Annotated in this window: 21 protein-coding genes and 1 tRNA gene; 10 read left to right on the top strand and 12 right to left on the bottom strand. The window is 72.6% G+C overall.

Annotation, left to right across the window (positions count from 1 at the left end):
* The first annotated feature begins 3 nt into the window (after positions 1–3).
* From GC092_RS03745 to GC092_RS03725, 5 genes are all read left to right on the top strand, one after another.
* Positions 4–1,695, top strand: coding sequence for a helicase-associated domain-containing protein (locus GC092_RS03745; protein WP_324014142.1), 1,692 nt, complete (start codon positions 4–6; stop codon positions 1,693–1,695).
* Between the two features lie 49 nt (positions 1,696–1,744).
* Positions 1,745–3,388, top strand: coding sequence for a DNA repair helicase XPB (locus GC092_RS03740; RefSeq protein WP_324014141.1), 1,644 nt, complete (start codon positions 1,745–1,747; stop codon positions 3,386–3,388).
* Between the two features lie 81 nt (positions 3,389–3,469).
* Positions 3,470–4,165 carry a response regulator transcription factor gene (locus GC092_RS03735; RefSeq protein WP_271173562.1) on the top strand — a complete coding sequence of 232 codons (696 nt, stop codon included), beginning with the start codon at positions 3,470–3,472 and terminating at the stop codon, positions 4,163–4,165.
* Positions 4,166–4,226: 61 nt separating this feature from the next.
* Complete coding sequence (locus GC092_RS03730) at positions 4,227–6,029, top strand: sensor histidine kinase (protein WP_271173563.1); 1,803 nt, start codon at positions 4,227–4,229, stop codon at positions 6,027–6,029.
* 47 nt (positions 6,030–6,076) lie between these two features.
* Positions 6,077–6,364 (top strand): WXG100 family type VII secretion target, encoded by a 288-nt coding sequence (locus GC092_RS03725; RefSeq protein WP_271173564.1) that lies wholly within the window; start codon positions 6,077–6,079, stop codon positions 6,362–6,364.
* Between the two features lie 82 nt (positions 6,365–6,446).
* On the opposite strand, the gene groL is transcribed toward GC092_RS03725, so the two are convergent.
* The 5 genes from groL to GC092_RS03700 form a co-directional block, all read right to left on the bottom strand.
* Entirely contained in the window at positions 6,447–8,066 is a 1,620-nt protein-coding gene (gene groL, locus GC092_RS03720; RefSeq protein ID WP_271173565.1) for a chaperonin GroEL, read from the bottom strand.
* 179 nt (positions 8,067–8,245) lie between these two features.
* Positions 8,246–8,449 (bottom strand): cold-shock protein, encoded by a 204-nt coding sequence (locus GC092_RS03715; RefSeq protein WP_271173566.1) that lies wholly within the window; start codon positions 8,447–8,449, stop codon positions 8,246–8,248.
* A gap of 103 nt (positions 8,450–8,552) precedes the next feature.
* Entirely contained in the window at positions 8,553–9,092 is a 540-nt protein-coding gene (locus tag GC092_RS03710; protein WP_282979401.1) for a LytR C-terminal domain-containing protein, read from the bottom strand.
* Positions 9,093–9,121: 29 nt separating this feature from the next.
* Positions 9,122–9,367 (bottom strand): DUF3263 domain-containing protein, encoded by a 246-nt coding sequence (locus GC092_RS03705; protein ID WP_271173568.1) that lies wholly within the window; start codon positions 9,365–9,367, stop codon positions 9,122–9,124.
* Between the two features lie 35 nt (positions 9,368–9,402).
* The gene (locus tag GC092_RS03700) at positions 9,403–10,401 is read right to left on the bottom strand and encodes a DUF2332 family protein (protein ID WP_324014140.1); all 999 of its coding nucleotides are present in this window, start codon (positions 10,399–10,401) and stop codon (positions 9,403–9,405) included.
* A gap of 72 nt (positions 10,402–10,473) precedes the next feature.
* Between GC092_RS03700 and msrB the strand changes: the two genes are divergently transcribed.
* Both msrB and GC092_RS03690 read left to right on the top strand, forming a co-directional pair.
* On the top strand, positions 10,474–10,875 hold the full coding sequence (gene msrB, locus GC092_RS03695) for a peptide-methionine (R)-S-oxide reductase MsrB (protein WP_271173570.1): 402 nt from the start codon (positions 10,474–10,476) through the stop codon (positions 10,873–10,875).
* Between the two features lie 11 nt (positions 10,876–10,886).
* Positions 10,887–11,435, top strand: a complete 549-nt coding sequence (locus tag GC092_RS03690) for a nitroreductase family protein (RefSeq protein ID WP_324014841.1) — start codon at positions 10,887–10,889, stop codon at positions 11,433–11,435.
* Between the two features lie 17 nt (positions 11,436–11,452).
* Here the strand turns inward: GC092_RS03690 and GC092_RS03685 are convergent, their stop codons facing one another.
* The 3 genes from GC092_RS03685 to GC092_RS03675 all read right to left on the bottom strand — a co-directional run bounded on the left by GC092_RS03685 (position 11,453) and on the right by GC092_RS03675 (position 12,623).
* Complete coding sequence (locus GC092_RS03685; protein ID WP_324014139.1) at positions 11,453–11,890, bottom strand: hypothetical protein; 438 nt, start codon at positions 11,888–11,890, stop codon at positions 11,453–11,455.
* A 107-nt stretch (positions 11,891–11,997) separates the two neighbouring features.
* The gene (locus tag GC092_RS03680; protein WP_271173571.1) at positions 11,998–12,291 is read right to left on the bottom strand and encodes a DUF4287 domain-containing protein; all 294 of its coding nucleotides are present in this window, start codon (positions 12,289–12,291) and stop codon (positions 11,998–12,000) included.
* Positions 12,291–12,623, bottom strand: a complete 333-nt coding sequence (locus tag GC092_RS03675; RefSeq protein WP_324014138.1) for a cupin domain-containing protein — start codon at positions 12,621–12,623, stop codon at positions 12,291–12,293. Before GC092_RS03675 ends, GC092_RS03680 begins: the two co-directional genes overlap by 1 nt.
* A 65-nt stretch (positions 12,624–12,688) precedes the next feature.
* Between GC092_RS03675 and GC092_RS03670 the strand changes: the two genes are divergently transcribed.
* The gene (locus tag GC092_RS03670; protein WP_324014137.1) at positions 12,689–13,669 is read left to right on the top strand and encodes an ArsR/SmtB family transcription factor; all 981 of its coding nucleotides are present in this window, start codon (positions 12,689–12,691) and stop codon (positions 13,667–13,669) included.
* Positions 13,670–13,673: 4 nt separating this feature from the next.
* On the opposite strand, the gene GC092_RS03665 is transcribed toward GC092_RS03670, so the two are convergent.
* The gene (locus GC092_RS03665) at positions 13,674–14,624 is read right to left on the bottom strand and encodes a DMT family transporter (protein WP_324014136.1); all 951 of its coding nucleotides are present in this window, start codon (positions 14,622–14,624) and stop codon (positions 13,674–13,676) included.
* 226 nt (positions 14,625–14,850) lie between these two features.
* Positions 14,851–15,150, bottom strand: a complete 300-nt coding sequence (locus GC092_RS03660; RefSeq protein ID WP_324014135.1) for a hypothetical protein — start codon at positions 15,148–15,150, stop codon at positions 14,851–14,853.
* Positions 15,151–15,456: 306 nt separating this feature from the next.
* On the opposite strand from GC092_RS03660, the gene GC092_RS03655 reads away from it, so the two are divergent.
* Complete coding sequence (locus GC092_RS03655; protein WP_324014134.1) at positions 15,457–16,227, top strand: metal-dependent hydrolase; 771 nt, start codon at positions 15,457–15,459, stop codon at positions 16,225–16,227.
* Between the two features lie 77 nt (positions 16,228–16,304).
* Positions 16,305–19,199 carry a glycosyl hydrolase gene (locus tag GC092_RS03650; RefSeq protein ID WP_324014133.1) on the top strand — a complete coding sequence of 965 codons (2,895 nt, stop codon included), beginning with the start codon at positions 16,305–16,307 and terminating at the stop codon, positions 19,197–19,199.
* 60 nt (positions 19,200–19,259) lie between these two features.
* On the opposite strand, the gene GC092_RS03645 is transcribed toward GC092_RS03650, so the two are convergent.
* Positions 19,260–19,335: transfer RNA gene (locus GC092_RS03645), tRNA-Thr, on the bottom strand.
* 53 nt (positions 19,336–19,388) lie between these two features.
* The gene (locus GC092_RS03640; protein WP_324014132.1) at positions 19,389–20,378 is read right to left on the bottom strand and encodes a DsbA family protein; all 990 of its coding nucleotides are present in this window, start codon (positions 20,376–20,378) and stop codon (positions 19,389–19,391) included.
* Positions 20,379–20,435: the final 57 nt, after the last annotated feature.

Genomic DNA, 20,435 nt, shown 5'->3' with positions numbered 1-20,435 from the left:
CGGATGAGCGGCGCGGACGCACGGGTGCTGGCGGAGCGGCTGGCCGCGATGTCCGACGCGCGGCTCGGCTCGCTCCTCGCGGCCCGCCGGGTCTCCGCCCACGTCGGCTGGCGCGACTTCTTCGACGCCGCCGACGCGCTGCTCGCCCCCGAGTCGTTGACGACGGCGCTGCGTCAGCTCCCGCGCGACGTGCTCGCCGACCTCGCAAGCGGCCGTCCGATCGCCGACGAGGGCATCGCGTCCTCGCTCGTCGACGGATCCGGGTCGCCGCTGCCGTCGGTCCGCCGCGCGCTCGACGGCGTGGACCTCGCGCCTGCCCGCCACGACGCCCCTCAGCCCGCCGACGAGTCGGCCGCGGCCCGGGCCGCGGAGCGCGCCTTCACGACCCTCGGGGCGCTCGCTGACGTGCTCGTCGCGGCGCTCGCGACTCCGCTGTCGCGCGTCGGCGGCGGGTCGGTCGGCGCGACCGACCGGCGCCGGCTCGTGCAGGACGAGGTCGTGCGCGACGCCGAGGAGCTCGACGACCTCGTCGCGCTCGCCGAGGCGGCCGGCCTCGTGCGTCCGGTGGATCGCGCCTGGCTCGTGGCCGACGCCGGCGAGGACTGGACGCGCGAGCCCACGCGTCGTCGCTGGGAGATCCTCGCGACGGGATGGCGCGACGCGCTGCCCGCAGGTCTGCGCACCCGCGAGGGCGGCTGGGTGCCGCCGTCGGCGTGGGTCGACGCCTATCCGCTCGACCCGGCCTGGCCCGAGCGGGCGGCCTCGGCCCTGCGTCTGGCGGCTCTGCTCGGCCTCATCGCGCCCGACGGCACGGAGACCCCGTGGGCGACGCCGTTCCGGGCGGGCGGCGCCGCCGACGCCGGCCCCCTCGCAGAGCTCCTCCCCGGTGAGGTCGACCGCGTCTTCCTGCAGAACGACCTCACCGCGATCTCCCCGGGACCGCTCGTGCCCGCGCTCGACATGCGCCTGCGCGCGATGACCGTCCGCGAGTCGCACGCGCAGGCCTCGACCTACCGCTTCACCGAGGCGTCGCTCTCGTCGGCGATCGCGGGCGGCGAGACGGCCGAGGCCATCCGCTCGTTCCTCTCCGAGCTCTCGCTCACCGGCATCCCGCAGCCGCTCGACTACCTGCTCACCCGGACCGCCGAGCGGCACGGCCTCGTGCGGGTCTCGGTCGAGCCGGGCAGCGGCCACACGATCGTGTCGAGCCGCGACCACCATCTCGTCGAGACCATCGGCGTCGACCAGGCGCTGCGCCCGCTGGGCCTCGTGCGCGAGGGCGCGCTGCTGCGGACGCGCGCTGCACGGCAGACCGTCTACTGGGCGCTCGCCGACGCGCGCTATCCCGTCGTCGCGATCGACGACGACGGCCGCACCGTCGCGCTGCACCGCCGCCGACTCGCGCCCGCTGCCGAGGAGGATGCTCCCGAGGAGCGGTACCGGGCCGTCATCGACCGGCTTCGCGCTTCGCACGGCGAGGATGCGGAGGCCGCGTGGCGCGAGCGCGAGCTCGACGCCGCCGTCCGCGCCAAGGCCGTCATCGTCGTCGAGGTCGCGATGCCCGACGGGACGACGCGCGAGCTGACGCTCGAGGCGTCGGGGATCGGCGGAGGACGGCTGCGCGGCCTCGACCGCGCGGCCGACGTCGAGCGCACCCTCCCGGTCTCGCTCATCCGCTCGGTCCGCACCGCGTGACGCACCGCCCCGACCCCACGGCGGCGGCCCGCCGGTAGACTGGACAGCTATGTCCGACGGCCCCCTCATCGTCCAGAGCGACCGCACGGTGCTGCTCGAGGTCGCGCACCCCGACGCGGAGGCCGCGCGCCACGAGCTCGCGGTGTTCGCCGAGCTCGAGCGGGCGCCCGAGCACATCCACACGTACCGCGTGACCCGGCTGGGCCTGTGGAACGCGCGCGCGGCCGGGCACACCGCCGACGACATGCTGGAGACCCTCGACCGATGGTCGCGGTTCCCCGTCCCGCCCTCGGTGTCGACGGACATCCGCGAGACCGTGAACCGATACGGGCGCCTCGTGATCGACCGCGACGACGAGGGCCGCCTGCGCCTCGTCTCCCAGGACGAGGCGGTGATCACCGAGGTCTCGCGCAACAAGCGCATCCAGCCGCTGCTCGTCGAGCACCCGACGCCCGACTCCTACATCGTCGACGCGTGGGCGCGCGGGCACATCAAGCAGGAGCTGCTGAAGATCGGATGGCCCGCGGAGGACCGCGCGGGCTACACGCCGGGCACGCCCCACCCCATCGCCCTCGCCGAGGACGGGTGGGCGCTGCGCCCCTACCAGCGGCTCGCGGTCGACACCTTCCGCGAGGACGGCTCCGGCGTCGTCGTGCTGCCGTGCGGCGCCGGGAAGACCCTCGTCGGAGCGGGCGCGATGGCCGCGACCGGGACGACGACCCTCATCCTCGTGACGAACACGGTGTCGGCGCGCCAGTGGCGCGACGAGCTGCTGCGGCGCACGACGCTCACGCCCGAGGAGATCGGCGAGTACTCGGGGCAGTCCAAGGAGATCAAGCCGGTCACGATCGCGACGTACCAGATCCTCACGTCGAAGCGGAAGGGCGAGTACGCGCATCTCTCGCTCCTCGACGCCCTCGACTGGGGCCTGATCGTGTACGACGAGGTGCACCTGCTGCCCGCGCCCGTCTTCAAGCTCACCGCCGACCTGCAGGCGCGCCGACGGCTCGGGCTCACCGCGACCCTCGTGCGCGAGGACGGCAGGGAGGGCGACGTCTTCAGCCTGATCGGGCCCAAGCGGTTCGACGCGCCGTGGAAGGAGATCGAGGCGCAGGGCTACATCTCCCCCGCGGCCTGCTACGAGGTCCGGATCGACCTGCCGGCGTCGGAGCGCCTCGAGTACGCGGCCGCGGCCGACGACGAGCGCTACCGGCTGGCGGCGACGGCGCCCGCGAAGATCGACGCCGTGCGGCGCATCCTCGCGCACCACCCCGACGAGCAGGTGCTCGTGATCGGCCAGTACCTCGACCAGCTCGACGAGCTCTCCGAGGCGCTCGGCGCGCCGAAGATCACGGGCGCCACGCCCGTGGACGAGCGCGAGCGGCTGTTCTCGGCGTTCCGGGAGGGGTCGCTGAAGCTGCTCGTCGTGTCGAAGGTCGCGAACTTCTCCGTCGACCTGCCCGAGGCGTCGGTCGCGATCCAGGTGTCGGGGTCGTTCGGCTCCCGCCAGGAGGAGGCCCAGCGCCTGGGACGCCTCCTGCGTCCGAAGCAGACCGACCATACGGCGAGCTTCTACACGCTCATCGCGCGCGACACGGTGGATCAGGACTTCGCGCAGAACCGTCAGCGGTTCCTCGCCGAGCAGGGCTACAGCTACACGATCCTCGACGCCGAGCGGCTCGCCGCCGCGTAGCGTTCGCGCTCGGCGCACGGATTCCGGGCCCGACGCGCGGATTTCCAGCCCGCGCTTACCCGGCACCGACATAATGGGGTCATGACCGCACCGCGCATCCTGGTCGTCGACGACGAGCCGAACATCCGCGACCTGCTCTCGCAGAGCCTGCGATTCGCCGGATTCCAGGTTCGGACCGTGTCCAACGGAGCCCAGACCATCTCGGCCGTGCTGGAGGAGGAGCCCGATCTCATCGTGCTCGACGTCATGCTCCCCGACATGAACGGGTTCAGCGTCACCAAGCGCCTGCGCGACGCCGGATACACCGCCCCGATCATCTTCCTCACCGCCAAGGACGAGACCGAGGACAAGATCAAGGGCCTCAACGTCGGCGGCGACGACTACGTCACGAAGCCGTTCAGCCTCGACGAGATCGTCGCGCGCATCCAGGCCGTCCTGCGCCGCACGATGCAGAACGACGAGGAGGAGTCGGTCATCCGCGCGGGCGAGCTCACGATGGACCAGGACACGCACGACGTCTACGTCGGCGACGAGCAGATCGACCTGAGCCCGACGGAGTTCAAGCTCCTCCGCTACCTCATGCTCAACCCGAACCGCGTGCTGTCGAAGGCGCAGATCCTCGACCACGTGTGGGAGTACGACTTCAACGGCGACGCGGGCATCGTCGAGAGCTACATCTCGTACCTGCGCCGCAAGATCGATCCGCACACCGCGGAGTCGCTCATCCAGACCAAGCGCGGCTTCGGCTACATGCTGAAGGTCGACAAGGTCTCCTGACAGTCGGCGGGCGCGCCCCGCCTCGCGGAAAGGCCCTGCCCTGGCACGCAAGCACGACGCCGTGACCCGGTGGTGGCGACGCGTCAGCCTGCGGGCGAAGGTCACCGGCGTGACGGTGTTCGTCCTCGCCGTCGGACTCCTCATCACGGGCGTCGTGACCGTGCCCATCCTCCAGCAGAACCTGCTCGGCAGCGTGCGCAGCACGGTCCAGGAGTACGCCGACTCGAACGTCGCCGAGCGGCTCCTCACGCCGCTCACGACGGCATCGGGCGAGCTGATGTTCGTGCCGGCCGACAACGAGCCGCGCACCGAGTACTTCGTCGCGATGTACAACCGCGAGGGCGAGCTCATCGCGACCGCGGGCGGCTCGGAGGAGGCCGCGGAGCCCGCCTTCCCGCGCCGCCTGCCCCTCGACGAGGCGTACATCCGGCGCGGCAGCATCGTCCCCCTCGACGCGGAGACCGGACGCGGACCCGGGTTCTACGCCGCGACGACCGTGAATACGCTCCAGTCGGAGAGCTACGACCTCCCGTACGCCACGGTCGTCGCGCTCCCCCTCGCCGACGTCGACAGCTTCGTCCGCACGTACATCGCCGTCTTCACGCTCGTCGCGTTCGCGACGGTCATCGCGGCGGCGTTCCTCACCCGCGGCCTCGTGACGCTGACGTTCCGCCGCTTCGGCCAGGTCGAGGCGACCGCCATGGAGATCGCGGCGGGCGACTTCAGCCAGCGGATGACCGACATCGAGCCCAGCACCGAGATCGGCCGCCTCAAGATCGCGATCAACACGATGCTCGACCGCATCGACGGGGCGATCGACGAGCGCGACGCCACGGTGCGGCAGATGCGCCGCTTCATCGGCGACGCGAGCCACGAGCTGCGCACGCCGCTCGTGAGCGTGCGCGGCTACGCCGAGCTGTACCGGATGGGCGCGCTGCAGGGCGAGGAGGCGACAGCCAAGGCGATGGAGCGCATCGAGGCCGAGGCCAAGCGGATGGGCGTCCTCGTCGAGGACCTGCTCGCCCTCACCCGGCTCGACGACCGCCGCGAGCTCGACATCCGCCCGGTCGACCTCCGCCCGATCGCGCACGATGCCGCGCTCGACGTCCGCGCGGCCGAGCCGGGCCGCGACGTCACGGTCGTCGACCACACCTTCGAGGCGATCACGGGGGCGGTGACGCTGCCCGAGCGCGCCGAGCTCGAGGCCGCGACATCCGCTCCCGAGGACGGCCGCGCGGACGGGCCCGACGCGCCGCGGCGGCGCTGGGCGCCGGGAACCGCCGCGATCGCCCGCGCGTCGGCGGCGCTGCGTCGCCGACGCCCCGCCCAGACCGGCGAGCAGCCGCTCGTCGCGCAGCTCGACATCCCCGTGCAGCCGCCCGCGAAGCCCGTCGCGCTCCCTCCGATCGTCCGCGGCGAGGAGGACAAGATCCGCCAGGTGGTGTCGAACCTGCTCGGCAATGCGCGCCGCTACAGCCCCGCCGAATCCCCCATCGTCATCGAGGTGGGCGTGGACGCCGCGGCGCGCACCGGATGGATCGCGATCGTCGACCATGGCGAGGGCGTCCCCGAGTCGATCAGGGACAAGGTCTTCCAGCGGTTCTGGCGGGCCGACACCTCGCGCGCACGGGAGACGGGAGGCAGCGGCCTCGGCCTCTCGATCGTCGCCTCGATCGTCGACTCACTCAGCGGAACCGTCCAGGTGACCGACACCCCCGGAGGCGGCGCGACGTTCCGCGTGGCCTTCCCGCTCGCCCGGGAGGGGTCGGATGCCGGGGCGACGCCGCGTGCACAGTCCGGCATCGCCGCGGTGTCGCCGGGCGACGCTGTGGACGACCCGGAGGGCGGCGCGCCCCGCTCCTAGCGTGAGGACCACGCCGATCTCCGGCGGTCACACGAGAAGGAGCACCCATGCCGATCTTCGCCGTCGACAGCGACGCCCTCGTCGCGCAGTCCGCCAACGTCCGCGCCACGGGCGACCGCATCCAGGCCGATTCCGACACCATGCTCGCGCAGCTGCTCGAGCTGCAGGCGGTGTGGCAGGGATCGGCCGCCGCGGGCTTCCAGAGCGTCATGGACCAGTGGCGGGCGGCACAGCTCGCCATCCAGGAGTCCCTCGCGTCGATCGGGCAGGCGCTCAGCGTCGCGGGGATGCAGTACGCCGAGGCGGAGCAGGCCAGCGCCGGCATGTTCCGCTGAGCCCGCGTCCCGGTACGCAGAAGGGCCCCTCCGCGAGGAGGGGCCCTTCGTGTCGTTCAGCGCGACGAGCGCGCGGCGCGGATCAGAAGTCCATGCCGCCGCTGGGGTCAGCAGGAGCGGCCGCGGCCTTCTCCGGCTTGTCCGCCACGACCGCCTCGGTCGTGAGGAACAGGCCGGCGATCGACGCGGCGTTCTGCAGAGCCGAGCGCGTGACCTTGGCGGGGTCGATGATGCCGGCCTCGAAGAGGTCGACGTACTCGCCCGTGGCCGCGTTGAGGCCCTGGCCGACCGGGAGCTCGGCGACGCGGTTCGCGACGACGCCCGGCTCGAGGCCCGCGTTGAGCGCGATCTGCTTGAGCGGAGCCTCGATGGCGATCTTCACGATGTTCGCGCCGGTCGCCTCGTCGCCAGTGAGCTCGAGACCGTCGAACGCGACCTGGCCCGCCTGGATGAGCGCGACGCCACCACCGGGGACGATGCCCTCCTCGACGGCCGCCTTCGCGTTGCGGACGGCGTCCTCGATGCGGTGCTTGCGCTCCTTGAGCTCGACCTCGGTGGCCGCACCCGCCTTGATGACGGCGACGCCGCCGGCGAGCTTGGCGAGGCGCTCCTGCAGCTTCTCGCGGTCGTAGTCGCTGTCGGTGTTCTCGATCTCGCGGCGGATCTGGGTCACGCGACCCTCGATCTGCGCGGCGTCACCGGCACCCTCGACGATCGTCGTCTCGTCCTTGGTGATGATGACCTTGCGCGCACGGCCGAGGAGCTCGAGGTCGGTGTTCTCGAGCTTGAGGCCGACCTCCTCCGTGATGACCTGGCCGCCCGTGAGGATCGCGATGTCCTGCAGCTGCGCCTTGCGGCGGTCGCCGAAGCCGGGGGCCTTGACGGCGACCGACTTGAAGATGCCGCGGATCTTGTTGAGCACGAGCGTCGCGAGAGCCTCGCCCTCGACGTCCTCGGCGATGATGACGAGCTCCTTGCCCGCCTGGATCACCTTGTCGACGACGGGCAGAAGGTCCTTGATGTTCGAGATCTTCTGGTTCGCGATGAGGATGTACGGGTCCTCGAAGACGGCCTCCTGGCGCTCCGGGTCCGTCACGAAGTAGGGGTTGAGGTAGCCCTTGTCGAAGCGCATGCCCTCCGTCAGCTCGAGCTCGGTGCCGAAGGCCTGGGCCTCCTCGACCGTGACGACGCCCTCCTTGCCGACCTTGTCGATCGCCTCGGCGATGAGCTCGCCGATCGAGGTGTCCGCAGCCGAGATCGACGCCGTCGCGGCGATCTGCTCCTTCGACTCGATCTCCTTCGCGGTGGAGAGGAGCTGGTCGGTGACCGCCTTGACGGCCTTCTCGATGCCGCGCTTGAGGCTGATCGGGTCGGCGCCCGCGGCGACGTTGCGGAGGCCCTCGCGGACGAGCGCCTGGGCGAGGACGGTGGCCGTGGTCGTGCCGTCACCGGCGACGTCGTCGGTCTTCTTCGCGACCTCCTTGACGAGCTCGGCGCCGATCTTCTCGTACGGGTCGTCGAGCTCGATCTCCTTCGCGATGGAGACGCCGTCGTTCGTGATCGTGGGAGCGCCCCACTTCTTCTCGAGCACGACGTTGCGACCACGCGGGCCGAGCGTCACCTTGACGGCGTCGGCCAGCGTGTTGAGGCCGCGCTCGAGGCCGCGACGGGCCTCTTCGTCGAAAGCGATGATCTTTGCCATGTGTTTGTCGTCCCTCCCGGACGTAGGCGTATGGGTTTAGCACTCTCTTGACGGGAGTGCTAAACGCCATTTTGGCACTCGACCCCATCGAGTGCAAGCCGGGAGGCGTCACCCGCCGACACACGCGCAGCCGCCCCGCGACCGGGGTCGCGGGGCGGCTGCGGAGAAGGCGGGAGCGCTCAGACGGGGCGGACCGCCTCGGCCTGGGGGCCCTTCTGCCCGGTGCCCACCGTGAACTCGACGGCCTGGCCCTCCTCGAGCACGCGGAAGCCGGTCATCTCGATGTTCGAATAGTGCACGAAGACGTCCTGGCCGCCGTCGGCGACGGTGATGAACCCGTAGCCCTTCTCGGCGTTGAACCACTTCACGGTGCCCTGGGTCATGGCGATCACTCCTGTTGCGGGATGGAACTGGAGCGATCGTATCCGCGTGATTCCGCGGCAGAACGTCGATCAGGCGACGTTTGACACGGTCGTCTCGTGACGTTTACGCGCCGGAAACACGGTCGAGTCCGACGACCACCGTGAGCTGTCGGCCGTCGCCGCTCTGGTACGCGTCGCTCTGCACCACCTCGGTCGCACCGATGGCCTCCGCGACGCCGCGCGCCGCCGGCTCATCCTCGGGGCTCGCGTAGAAGACGGTCGTCTTCTCGAAGTCCGTCTCGTCGGAATCGGTGGGGGTCACGGCCCCCTCGGGGAAGCCCGCGTCGACGAGCTGCTCCGCGACCTCGTCGTCGAGCCCCTCTGTCGCCGTGCCGTTGAGGACGAGCACCGAGTACGACGTGTCGACGACGGGCGCCGTCGTCGCCGCCGGCGCCGGCGTGTTCTCGGGCGCCGGGAGCGCGCCCTGCTGCGAGAGGACGAGGAAGCCGAGGATCCCCGCGATCACGAGCACGATCGTCGCGACGATCGCCCACAGCAGCACGGCGGGTCCGCTCATGCCCGGGTTCTCCGCGCGGTGGGCGCCGACGCGCCCGGTCTCGCGCGGGATGTCGTCGAAGCGGTCCCGGGGGTAGGTGCTCGGCATCCCTCGATGCTATCCGCGGACGTCGTGGATCAGCTGGTGACGCGGAGGCGCGCCGCCTCGCGCTCGTCGCGCAGTCGGCGGAGGCGCTTGACGAGGAGCGGATCCGCGGCGAGCGCGGCCTCGGTGTCGATCAGCCGCCCGAGCAGCTGGTAGTACCGCGCCGGGGTCATCGCGAGCTCTGCGCGGATCGCCTCCTCCTTGGCGCCGCCGTGGGCGCCCCACGCCGCCTCGAAGGCGAGGATGGCGCGCTCGCGTTCCGACAGGGAGGTGGACATGCTCCGAGCGTATGGCGCGCGGCGCCGCTCGGCCGTCAGGCGCGCGAGCGGACGCGGGCCCCGAGCGGATCCGCCGCGGCGAGCACGCGGCCGTCGAGAGCGAGCGCGAAGCCACCGGGCCATTCCGCCTCGTCGACCGGCTCGGCCCATCCGCTGTGGAGCCCCGGCGCATCGAGCGTGATCCAGCGCGCGCCGAGTGCCCGGATGGCGTCGATGAGCGCCTCCCGGCGGGCACGCGGGAGGTACGGGAGCACGCCCGGCGTCGACACGACGAGCGTCGCCTCCGATGGCGCGTCCGCGGCGAGCGCGCGGAGGGCCTCGGGATCGCCGGCATCGCCTGCGATGAGAAGAGGCGGATCGGCCGCCGCGATGTCGAGCGCCCGCGCGATCCGCTCGCGCCGCCCCTCCTCGCCCGGCCACACGAGCATCTCGAGCCAGGCGCGGTCGCGCGGGTCGCGCGGATCGCGCGGCTGCAGGTCGACACCCGCGCGCCAGACGACCTCCGGCAGCCGCAGCTCCGGCAGCCGCAGCTCCGGCAGCGGGCCATCCCAGGTCGAGGTCAGTACGACCCCGGACGCCCCGTCGACGGGGTCGAGGTGCACGTGTCGGCCGGTCGCCGCATACCGGTACGAGTAGCGGTCGGGGTAGAGGCACAGGCCACCCGATGCGCCGAGCTCGAGGAGGGCGATCGGGCCGGCGAGGAGCGAGAGCGCGGGCAGGAGCGCCGCGCAGCGCAGCGGCTCGTTCGTCTGCAGGCCGCGGACGCCGCACTCGGCGACGATGTCGTCGGCCCGCTCGCGCACGAAGCGCGCCCAGTCGGCGGCGTCGGCGTCGTCCGCCGCGCCGAGCAGGCGCGTCACGGCGAACACGAGCGGCGGCTGGCGGTGCGCCGCCGGGATGCGGGCGAGCACGGCGGCGACCGTGCCGTCCTCGGCGACCCTCGCCGACCAGTCGCCGTAGACGCGAGACCGTCCCGGCGCCTCCTCCGCGGCGAACCGGGCGAAGCGTTCGGCGACCTGCGCGACCTCGTCCATCCCCGCCATTCTGCCTTCTCCCGGCGCCCTTCCTCCGGCCCCTGCCGTCCTGCGCGGCGGTAGAATCGGGGCATGTCGTACAGGGTCGAGAAGTCCGAGGCGGAGTGGCGTGCAGAGCTGACGCCTGAGCAGTACGCGGTGCTGCGCGAAGCCGGAACCGAGCGGCCGTGGACCGGCGAGCTGCTCGACGAGGAGCGCGCGGGCCTGTACACGTGCGCCGCATGCGGCGCCGAGCTCTTCCAGAGCGGCACGAAGTTCGACTCGCACTGCGGATGGCCGAGCTTCTACGAGTCGGTGCGGCCCGAGGCCGTCGAGCTGCTCGAGGACACGAGCCACGGCATGGTGCGGACCGAGGTCCGCTGCGCGAACTGCGGCTCGCACCTCGGACACGTCTTCCCGGACGGATTCGGCACGCCCACCGGCGACCGCTACTGCATGAACTCGCTCTCGCTGAACTTCACGCCCGAGGCGTGAGCGCTCCGCGCATGGGCTCCGCGCTCGAGGCCGCCCGCGCGCGGCGCTCATCGTCCAAGGTCACCGACGAGGCTCCCACGCGCGAGGAGCTGCTGCCGCTCGTGGCGGCGGCCGGTCGCGTCGCCGACCACTCGAACCTCACCCCGTGGCGGCTCATCGAGCTGCGCGGCGACGACCGTCTGCGGCTCGGCCGCGCGATCGGCGAGGCGACAGGCGAAGGACCTTCGACGAAGCCGCTGCGCGCTCCCCTGCTCATCGCGATCGTGTCGAGCCCCCGCCCGTCCGAGAAGGTGCCGGAGTGGGAGCAGGAGGCCGTCGCGTCGGGCGTGGCCCACCTGCTGAGCCTGCTCCTCGACGAGGCCGGCTGGGGTGTGATGTGGCGCACGGGCGCCTTCGTGCGCTCCCCCGCGGTCGCGAAGGCGCACGGCCTCACCCGCCGCGAGAAGCTCCTCGGATGGCTGTACGTCGGCGGGCGCCCTCCGCGCGACCGCGAGGGGTTCCGGCCCGGTGTCGACCCGGACCGGATCCTCGGCAGGATGCCGGGCGGCGAGCGCTCCTAGGCGCCCGCCGCACCGCATCAGTCGTACGGGTTGTACGGGTCGTCGGGCGCGCCGGACGACGGGTAGTCGTCGTCCTCGCAGCCGTGGCTGATCACGAGCTGCGGGTTGCCCCCGGTCTGATCCGACCACGCCGAGACCGTCCCGACGAGCGCGTCGAGGTCGTAGAAGTCGCTCGTGAACTTGAACGCCCCGCCGCCCGACTGCGTCATCTCCGCGGTGCCCCATGGCCCGGAGATCGTCGCCGACGTCCCCTTGGTCGCGGTGAGCACCCACAGCAGGTAGCCGTCGCCGCTCGTGTCGCACTGCGCGCTCTCGAGCACGCGTCCGTCGGGCGTGGACATCGTCCCCTGGCCCGTGTAGCCCACCGAGACGGCGGCGTGCGCCGCAGTCCCCATCGCCAGCGCCGCGCCGAGTACGAGTGCGCACACGCCGACGGCCTTCCTCATCCGAGACATCGGATCTCCTTCGAACCGGTCATACGCGCGGCTCGCCGCACGCCCCCCGGCGCATTCCCGATGCTAGACCCGGCGAAGGCGCGCGTCGAGAGGTCCGCGTGCGCGGTTCACCAGCCCGCGGGCCGGGTGTCCTTGCCGTCGAGCCACAGCCGGTCCGACGCGTCGCTGTGGGCGGTCCCGCTGCCGACGTGCTTGGCGTCGATGCGGTCGCCCTTGGTGATGACGTGCACGAGCGCCATCGCGTGGCCGCGGCCGAGGCCGTAGTCGGCGGCGAGCCACTCGATGATCGGGCCCGCCTTGGTCCCGGGGCCGAAGCCGCGCTCGGCGGCGAGGTCGACGAAGGCGCGCGGCGTGACGCCGGTCTTCGTCTCGATGTTGTCGAGGTACGCCTGGAAGGACATCAGAGGGACTCCTGGATCATCGTGTCGGATGCGTGGATGCAGAGGATGCGCAGAGGCCCATCGCCCGAGTTGACGAAGCCGTGCCACACGCCGGCTCCGACGGTCGCGGTGTCGCCCGCGTGGGCGACGATCGTCTCCTCGCCCATCGTGATCGTGGCCTCGCCCGCGAGGACATGCCAGGTCTCCGAGTAGGGATGGCGGTGCAGCCCGGGCCCCTGACCCGGCTCGTTGTCGACATGGAAGAACGACACGGCCGCGCCGTGCTCCCGCCCCTCGAAGCGCAGCGTCCTGCTGCCCGGCATGCGGATCCCATCCGCCGTCACGATGCCCATGAGCGGCTCCTCTCTCTCACGACGCGACTCTCGCAGGCGCGGTTCGGCGAGGATAAGGTTTCGACGTGCATCGAAAGCTCGTCGAGTTCCGCCTGCGCCCGGACGACGTGTCGGCCATCCGATTCGGCATCTCGCCGGGGCACGAGCTCGTGCACGCGGTGCGCTCCCTCGCCCGCCCCGCGGAGAACCCGCTCCAGTGGGGATGGCTGCGCCAGGCCCGCGACGTCGTTCCGCGCCCTGCCTTCGAGCTGCTGCGGACCGTGGTCGGGGCTGACGGCTACGTCCCCGACTTCCTCACCTCGGAGCCCTCGTGGGATCTCGACCCTGCCGAGGAGGCGGCGCGCCGCCGCCGGGCTCCGCTGCCGGGGATGCAGGTCGACCTCCGCAAGCGCGTCGACCGCAGCACGGGCCGCGAGCGGACGGCGCTCCTCCGACTTCTCGACGACCCGCACCGCGCGCGAGCCGTCATCGCCGAGGCCGCCGACGCCGTGTGGGATGCCGTGCTCGCGCCATCCTGGTCGCAGCTGGAGCGCCTCCTGCGGGCCGACATCGTGGCACGGACGCGGGTCGTCACGACGGCCGGCATCGGCGCGATGGCGACGGCGCTCCACCCGGCCGTGGACTGGTCGGCCGACTCCGTGCGCGTCGAGCTCACGCGCCACGAGGAGACCGTCGACTGCACGGGGCGCGGCCTCGTGCTCGTGCCGTCGGTGTTCGCGCGGCGGTGCTCGGTGATCACCGAGCCGCCGGCGCAGCCGACGCTGTTCTACCCCGCGCTCGGCGTCGCCGAGGACTGGCATCGCGAGGGCGTCGCGCACGCGGCCGCACTCGGCCGGCTTCTCGGCGAGGGGCGGCTCTCGGTGCTCCTGGCGCTGCGGGAGCCGCTCTCGACGAGTGCCGTCGCCACGGCGACCGGGCTCGCGATCGCGACGGCATCGCATCACCTCAGCGCGCTGCGCGACGCGAAGCTCATCACGTCGCGGCGGTCCGGGCAGCGCATGCTCCATGCGCGCACGCCGCTGGGCGAGGCCCTCCTCGCTGGCTGACCGGTCAGCGGCGCCCGGCGCGCACGGTCGCGACGACGACGCCGCCCGCGGCGAGCGCCACCGTGAGCGCGCGCTGCCACAGCGCGGGCGGCGCGGCGGGCGGCCAGACGACGTCGAGGACGACGGATGCGCCGAGCATGCCGAGCACGGACCCGAGCGTCATGAGCAGCACTCCCGTGCGCGGAGTGAGGGCGGCCGAGATGAAGATGTACGCGACGCCGAGCGCTCCGCCGAGGTAGAGCCACGGCTCGCGCGGCGCGGATGCGGGCGCGCCCGCGGTCGCGAGGTGCCAGACGGCGGCGACGGCGAGCACGGCCGTCCCGCCGATGAAGTTGACGAGCGTCGCCGCGAACGCGGAGCCGACGGCCTGGCGCAGCCGCCCGTTCGTCGCCGTCTGCCACGCGACGCCCGCCCCGACGAGGAACGGCAGGACGAGCATCCACAGCGGGGCCCGCGCCACGGCGTCTCCGGTCAGCGACACGACGACCGCCGAGAGCACGAGAGCGGCTCCCGCGACGCGCGGCAGCGTCACGGCGCTCACGCCCGCGGGGCTGTAGCCGATGCGGTCGAGCACGAGTCCGTGCACGGTCTGGCCTGCGACCATGCCGACCGAGAACATGGCCACGCCGATGACGGCGACCGTGAAGCTCTGCGTCGCAACGCTGAACGCCCCTGCCGCGCCGCCCACGAGCATCCACCAGGGCACGCGGCGCTCGCGCAGGGCCGATCGGAGCACGCGGACGCCGGCGCGGCCGCTCGGGAGAAGCGGCGCGAGCACGAGCAGGATGACGAGGCCCGACCCGAACGAGATGAGGGCCGCGACGAGCGCGGCGTCGAGTGCGACGCCGAGCTGCCCGTTGACGCGCGCCTGGATAGCCGTGAGGGCGCCCACGAAGACGGCGCCGCCGACGCCGATCACGATCGCGAGCCGGTGCCTCGGCGCTCCCCGGTCCATCGCGCCTCCCCCTGCTCGTGCGACCTCGGCCATCCTACGGCGGCACCGGGCCGCAACCGCGCGCGGTGCCTCGTCACGGCAGTGCCATGTCACGTCGCGGCGCAGCGCGTCACGGGAATCGGATCCGTGGTGCGCATGTGCACGCCTGTGGCCGACACGCGCACACCGGCCCCGCGCATCCGAATCCCGGCACAGCTCGGGAGCGGCAGCCGCGGGCGGCGCGCGGTCAGGCGATCGCGCGCCGCGAGAGTCGGCGCGGGCGAGGCGTGCGGGGAGGGTGCGCGGCCTTGAGGATGGGCTTCACGTCGCGGGCGCGGTCCTCGAGCGCCGCGAGGGCGGTCGCGAGCGAGGCGAACTCGCCGATCGCGACGCCATGGCGGTCGTGCGCGAGGTGGCGCCGGCCGTCGACCGTGACGAAGCCCGCGAACTCGCCGGCATGCGTCGCGACGAAGACGTCATCTGCCGCCTGCTTCCAGGCAAGCGGCTCGTCGGTATGGTGAGGGTCGTCGAGGTGGGTGATGGTCATGTCGTGCTCTTCTCGTCTGAGTGCGGGCGGCCGCGTGGGCATGCCCGCGATGCGGCGGCTCCGGGCGATCGCCGCTCGCATCTGTGCGAGGGGATCCGTGGATGGCCCTGAGCCGGTGAGCTGCGGCGATCGGCCGTGAGAGGCGGCGGACATCGCACTGCAAGCTCCGTCCAGTCTACCTGCAGCGGGCGGAGAAGGCCATCCGCGTGTCGCCGCGCCCGGCGATGTCGGCGCGCACACATAGCCTGAACGTCGTCCCGACGTCGTGACGCGCCACGCCCTTCGACCTCCAAGGAGACCCCCGACATGATGGGGACCTCGCACGCCGCCAGCGGCGCCGCCGCCTGGATCGCGCTCACCGCCACGACGCTCCCCGCCCTGGGAGCGCACGAACTCGCGCCCGCCGCGGTGCTGCTCGGCGCGCCCATCGCGGCGGGCGCCGCCCTCCTGCCCGACGCGGATCATCACAGCGCGACGATCGCCCACTCCGTGCCCATCGCCGGGCGACTCGCGGCAGGTGTCGTCGGCGCCGTGTCGGGCGGGCACCGGAAGGGCATGCACTCGCTGCTCGCCGTGCTCGGCGTCATCGTCGGCATGCGCTTCCTGGGAGAGGTCGTCTGGCACCCGGACGGCTCGGTCGAGCCCTACCACCTGGGCGTCGCGATCGCGGTCGCGGCGTGCACCGCCTTCGCGCTCAAGGTGCTGCGGATCGCGCGACGGTGGCCCCTCGCGTGGGCGGGCGGCGCGGCGCTGGGCGCGGCGGCCGGCTTCCTCGCCCCCGCGCAGACCTCCTGGCTCCCCTGGTGCGTCGGGGTCGGATACCTCGCGCACCTCGCCGGCGACCTCCTCACGACCGGCGGCATCCCGCTGCTGTGGCCCATCCGCGTGCGCGCTCCTCGGTGGGCGCGGCGCACGCCGCTGCTCCGCCGGGTGTGGCTGCGCGGCGGCGGCATCGCGGTGCCGATCCTCGGCGATACGGGATCCTGGCGCGAGCAGGCGCTCTTCGCCGCGCTCAGCTGCTACGCCCTGTGGGGCGTCGCGGCCGAGGCGGCCGCTGTCCTCGCGGGAGGGATGTGAGGAAGTTTGTTGACATGTGTAACTAAGTCACGGTAGGACTTCTGTGGGCACCGACGCCCACCTGAGGAGGTTCGCCGATGAACAGCACCCCCGCGCCCGCCTGGGCGCAGCCATCCCGTCGCGTCCGACCGCGACGACGCGGCAGGCGCGCCGCGGTCGCCGTCGCGCTTGCGCTCGGCCTCGCGGCTCCGCTCGCCGTGACTCCGGTGGCGCACGCCGCCCCCATCGCGGCCGAGGTCGACCTGGTCGACCCGGACGCGACACCCGAGACGCGCTCACTCTTCGCGTACCTGCGCGACATCGACGCAGAGGGCGTCCTGTTCGGGCACCAGGAGGACCTGTACTTCGGGGAGTCCTTCCCCGCGCAGGACGGCACGTCCTCCGACACCCTCACCGCGACGGGCGACCATCCGGCCGTCATCGGATTCGACACGCTCGAGACCGCGGGCATGCCGCTCGCCGAGCGCGAGGCGAAGGCGCAGCAGCTGGCGGCGAACATCCGCCAGGCGCACGACGTCGGGGCGATCAGCACTCTCACGATCCACATGGAGAACCTCGCGACCGGCGGCGACTTCTACGACACCTCGGGCGACGCGCTGCGCGCCGTCCTCCCCGGCGGAGCGCAGCACGATGCGCTCCGCGCGTATCTCGATCGCATCGCCGCGACCGCGCATGCCGCCGTCGCCGCCGACGGCACGGCCATCCCGATCGTGTTCCGCCCGTGGCATGAGAACGCAGGCTCGTGGTTCTGGTGGGGCGCGGCGTTCGGCCTGCCCGGCGAGTACGCCGAGCTGTTCCGCTTCACGGTCGAGTACCTGCGCGATGTGAAGGACGTGCACAACCTCCTGTACGCGTTCTCGCCCGGGGGCGGGTTCGGCGGCGACGAGGACCTGTACCTGCGCACGTACCCCGGCGACGACTTCGTGGACGTGCTCGGCTACGACGTCTACGACAGCTCGGGCGCCGCGCAGAGCTTCCTGGACGGGCTCGTCGCCGACCTCGGCATGATGGGCCGGCTCGCGCAGGCGCGCGGGAAGATCAGCGCGCTGACGGAGTTCGGCATCTCGGGCGGCGTGCGCCCCGACGGCGAGAACGCGAACGTGACGTGGTTCACGGATGTGCTCGACGCGATCATGTCGGATCCCGACGCGGCGCGGACCGCCTACATGATGACGTGGGCGAACTACGGCGGCGACTCGACGCCCTACTTCCCGGTCGAGGGCGAGATGCTGCCGGACTTCCAGGCGTATCACGACGACCCGCGCACGTTCTTCGCCGACGACCTCGCGGGCGTCTACGACGCCGACACCGCGTCCGTCGCCTCGGCCGCTGCGCACCTCGCGTCTCCCGCCGACGGCGCGCGCGTGGTGGCGGGGCCCGTCGAGCTGCGCGCATCGGTGACGGGCCACGCGGCCGATCGCGTGACGGTCACGACCGATGCGGGAGACGTGATTGAGCTCGCGGCCCCGGCTGACGGCGGGATGTGGTGGACCGGGGCGTGGGAGGTCGCCCCCGAGCAGCTCGACAACACGTCGCACGGGCTGACCCTGCGCGTGTTCGCGGGCGGCGCCGAAGTGGAGACCACGGCGTCGACCGTCGTCCTCGGTCCCGAGCCGGTGCTGCCGCTCGGCGTCGTCGACGACTTCGAGTCCTACGACGCCGACGCCGCCCTGCAGAGCAGGTGGGTGCCCCAGAACGCGAATGTCCTCGAGCTCGCCCGCGCGGCCGAGGGCGACGCGGTCGGAGGCGGAGAGGCCGCGATGCGGCTGTCGTACTCCTTCGCGACGCAGTCGTACACGGGTGCGGGCCGGCCGGTCGCGGGCGACTGGTCGTCGTTCTGGGACTTCCAGGCGTGGATCGATCCCGATGCGTCCGGCAACCGGCTCGTCCTCCAGCTCGTCGCCGACGGCGTCGCCTTCGAGGCCTACCCCTCCCTCGCCGGCGACGACCCCTACCTCGCCACCATCCCCTTCGCCGACTGGCGCCCCGCCCCCTGGGACACCGCCAACGCCGACCGCCGCCTCACGCCCGAGGCCCTCGCCCACGTGTCGCAGTTCAGCGTGTTCGTCAACGCAGCCGACGCAGGCGCCGTCGAGGGCTCCATCGTCGTCGACGAGCTCCGCGCGGTCGAGGGCACGCCCCCGCCGCCGGTCTACGTCGACGTCGAACGCGACGCCCCCGACTACGCCGCGATCGCGTGGCTGCACGACGAGGTCGTCAATCTCGGCGACGCGAACGGCCGCTTCCACCCCACGCGCCCCGTGACGCGTGCGGAGGCGACGCACGCACTCGCGGCGTACCGGGAGGATGCCCCGGCGGTCGACGGCACGGCGAAGGCTCCCGTCGAGCGCGCCGAGCTCGCCCACGCGCTGTGGGAGCTCGCGGGCGCGCCGACGCCCGCGGAGCCCGCGGACTTCGACGATGTGCCGCCGGCCCATCCGTCGGCCGAGGCGATCGCGTGGGTCACGCAGAACGGCATCGTCGAGCCCGCCGGTGACGGCCGCTTCGGGATGCGCGGTCCCGTGACGCGGGCGGAGCTCGCCCGCGCCTTGCGGGCCTTCGACGCGGCCCCGGGCACGGAGCCGCCGACCACCCTGTTCGACTTCGCGGACGGACCGCAGGGATGGGCCGCGAACGGGGCCATCGACGCCGCGGACGGACGCCTCACGGTCGACCTCGCGGAGAGCGGATGGATCTGGGCGACCGGCTCGTGGGACCTCTCCGGCCGCTCGACGCTCGTCATCGACGTCGCGGAGACGACCGGCACGTCGATCGGCCTCGCGCTGCAGGTCGGCCCCTCGTGGAGCTGGTGCGAACTGCCCGCCGGCGACCCTGTCTCCGGCGGCGCGTCGGTCGCGATCGACCTCGGCGCGCTGTCATCCGAGTGCCGCGGTCAGCTCGGCGACGTCCGCGGCGTCAACCTGCGCCTCGACGCGGGGCAGCACGCGATCGACGCCATCCGCGTGCGCTGAACGTGGCTCGCGCCCGGGCCATCCGCTGATCGAGCGGATGGCCCGGGCGCGGCCGCGTGATGGTGCCGGCTGCCAGGTTCGAACTGACGACCCCCTGTTTACAAGACAGGTGCTCTACCAACTGAGCTAAGCCGGCGCGGGTCCCCGAGGGGACCTGGAAAGCATACCGTCGCGCGGCGACGGGATCCGCTACTCCGCGGGGGTCTCGGTCGGCTCGGGCTCCGCGGTCTCGCTCGGCGCGGGCTCGGGCTCCTCTGTCGCCTCGGGCTCCTCGGCGGGAGTCGGCGTCGGCGAGGCCGTCGAGTAGTAGGCCTCGCTCGAGACGGTGAGCACGAACTGCGCGAACTCGGCGGGGTCGTCGAGCTGACCCTGATACGGACGGCCGTTCACGAGGATCATCGGCGCGCCGGTCAGGCGCACGTCCTCGGTGTCGGGCAGGGGCTCCTCGAGGACACGCTGGGTCGTCTCGCTCGCCCAGGTCACGAAGTCCTCGTTCTCGATGCACTCGCGCACGGCCTTCGTGTCGTCGACGCCGACGGCGGCCGCGAGCGCGGCGAGCTCCTTGTCGGTGTACCCCTCGCTGTCGACCGAGGGCTGCTCGACGAGCAGCTCGTGGTTGAAGGCGAGCGCCGACTCGGGCGCGTGCGTGCGCACGCAGGCGACCGCGCCCGCTGCGCGCAGGGAGTACTTCGAGCCGTTCGACTTGGCCGTGAGCAGGGCCACGGGGTGGTACGAGAGGTCAGCCGCGCCCTGGGCGACCCACTCCGCGAGCTGGGACGAGTTCGTCTGCTCGAACTGCGCGGACCCCTCGGACAGGTAGTCGACATACACGCGGATGCTGACGGCGGACGCCGAGCTCGCGCGCTCCGCCTCGGGCTCAGCGGGGTCGGTGGCCTCGAGCGAGCTCGTCACCATGGGCGACAGGTCGTCGGAGTCGGCGACGACGATGCCGTCGTCCTCGAGGTTCTCCGGTGTCAGGGTCGGGCGGTTGAGGGCGGGGACGACGACGCTCGTCACCGCGAACGCGATCGCGGCGACGCCCGCGACGATCACGAGGGTGATCCCGCCTCGACGCAGCATCTTCGCGCGCGTCTGCTTCGCCTTGACCTTCTGCGCCTTCTCCCGCACAGCATCGCGTCGCTCGCTGCCCGGGGGAACGATCGGGTTCTCGTTCGTCATCGCCTGCTCGCACTCCCCTTCGCCGCCACGGGTACCGGCGGTCGACCTCGAAGAGGC

It is taken from the genome of Microbacterium sp. JZ37, from assembly GCF_035188445.1.
GTDB classification, from domain to species: Bacteria; Actinomycetota; Actinomycetes; order Actinomycetales; family Microbacteriaceae; genus Microbacterium; species Microbacterium barkeri.
The sequence above is the reverse complement of the archived record's forward strand: the minus strand, read 5'-3'. Positions and strand labels throughout refer to the sequence as shown.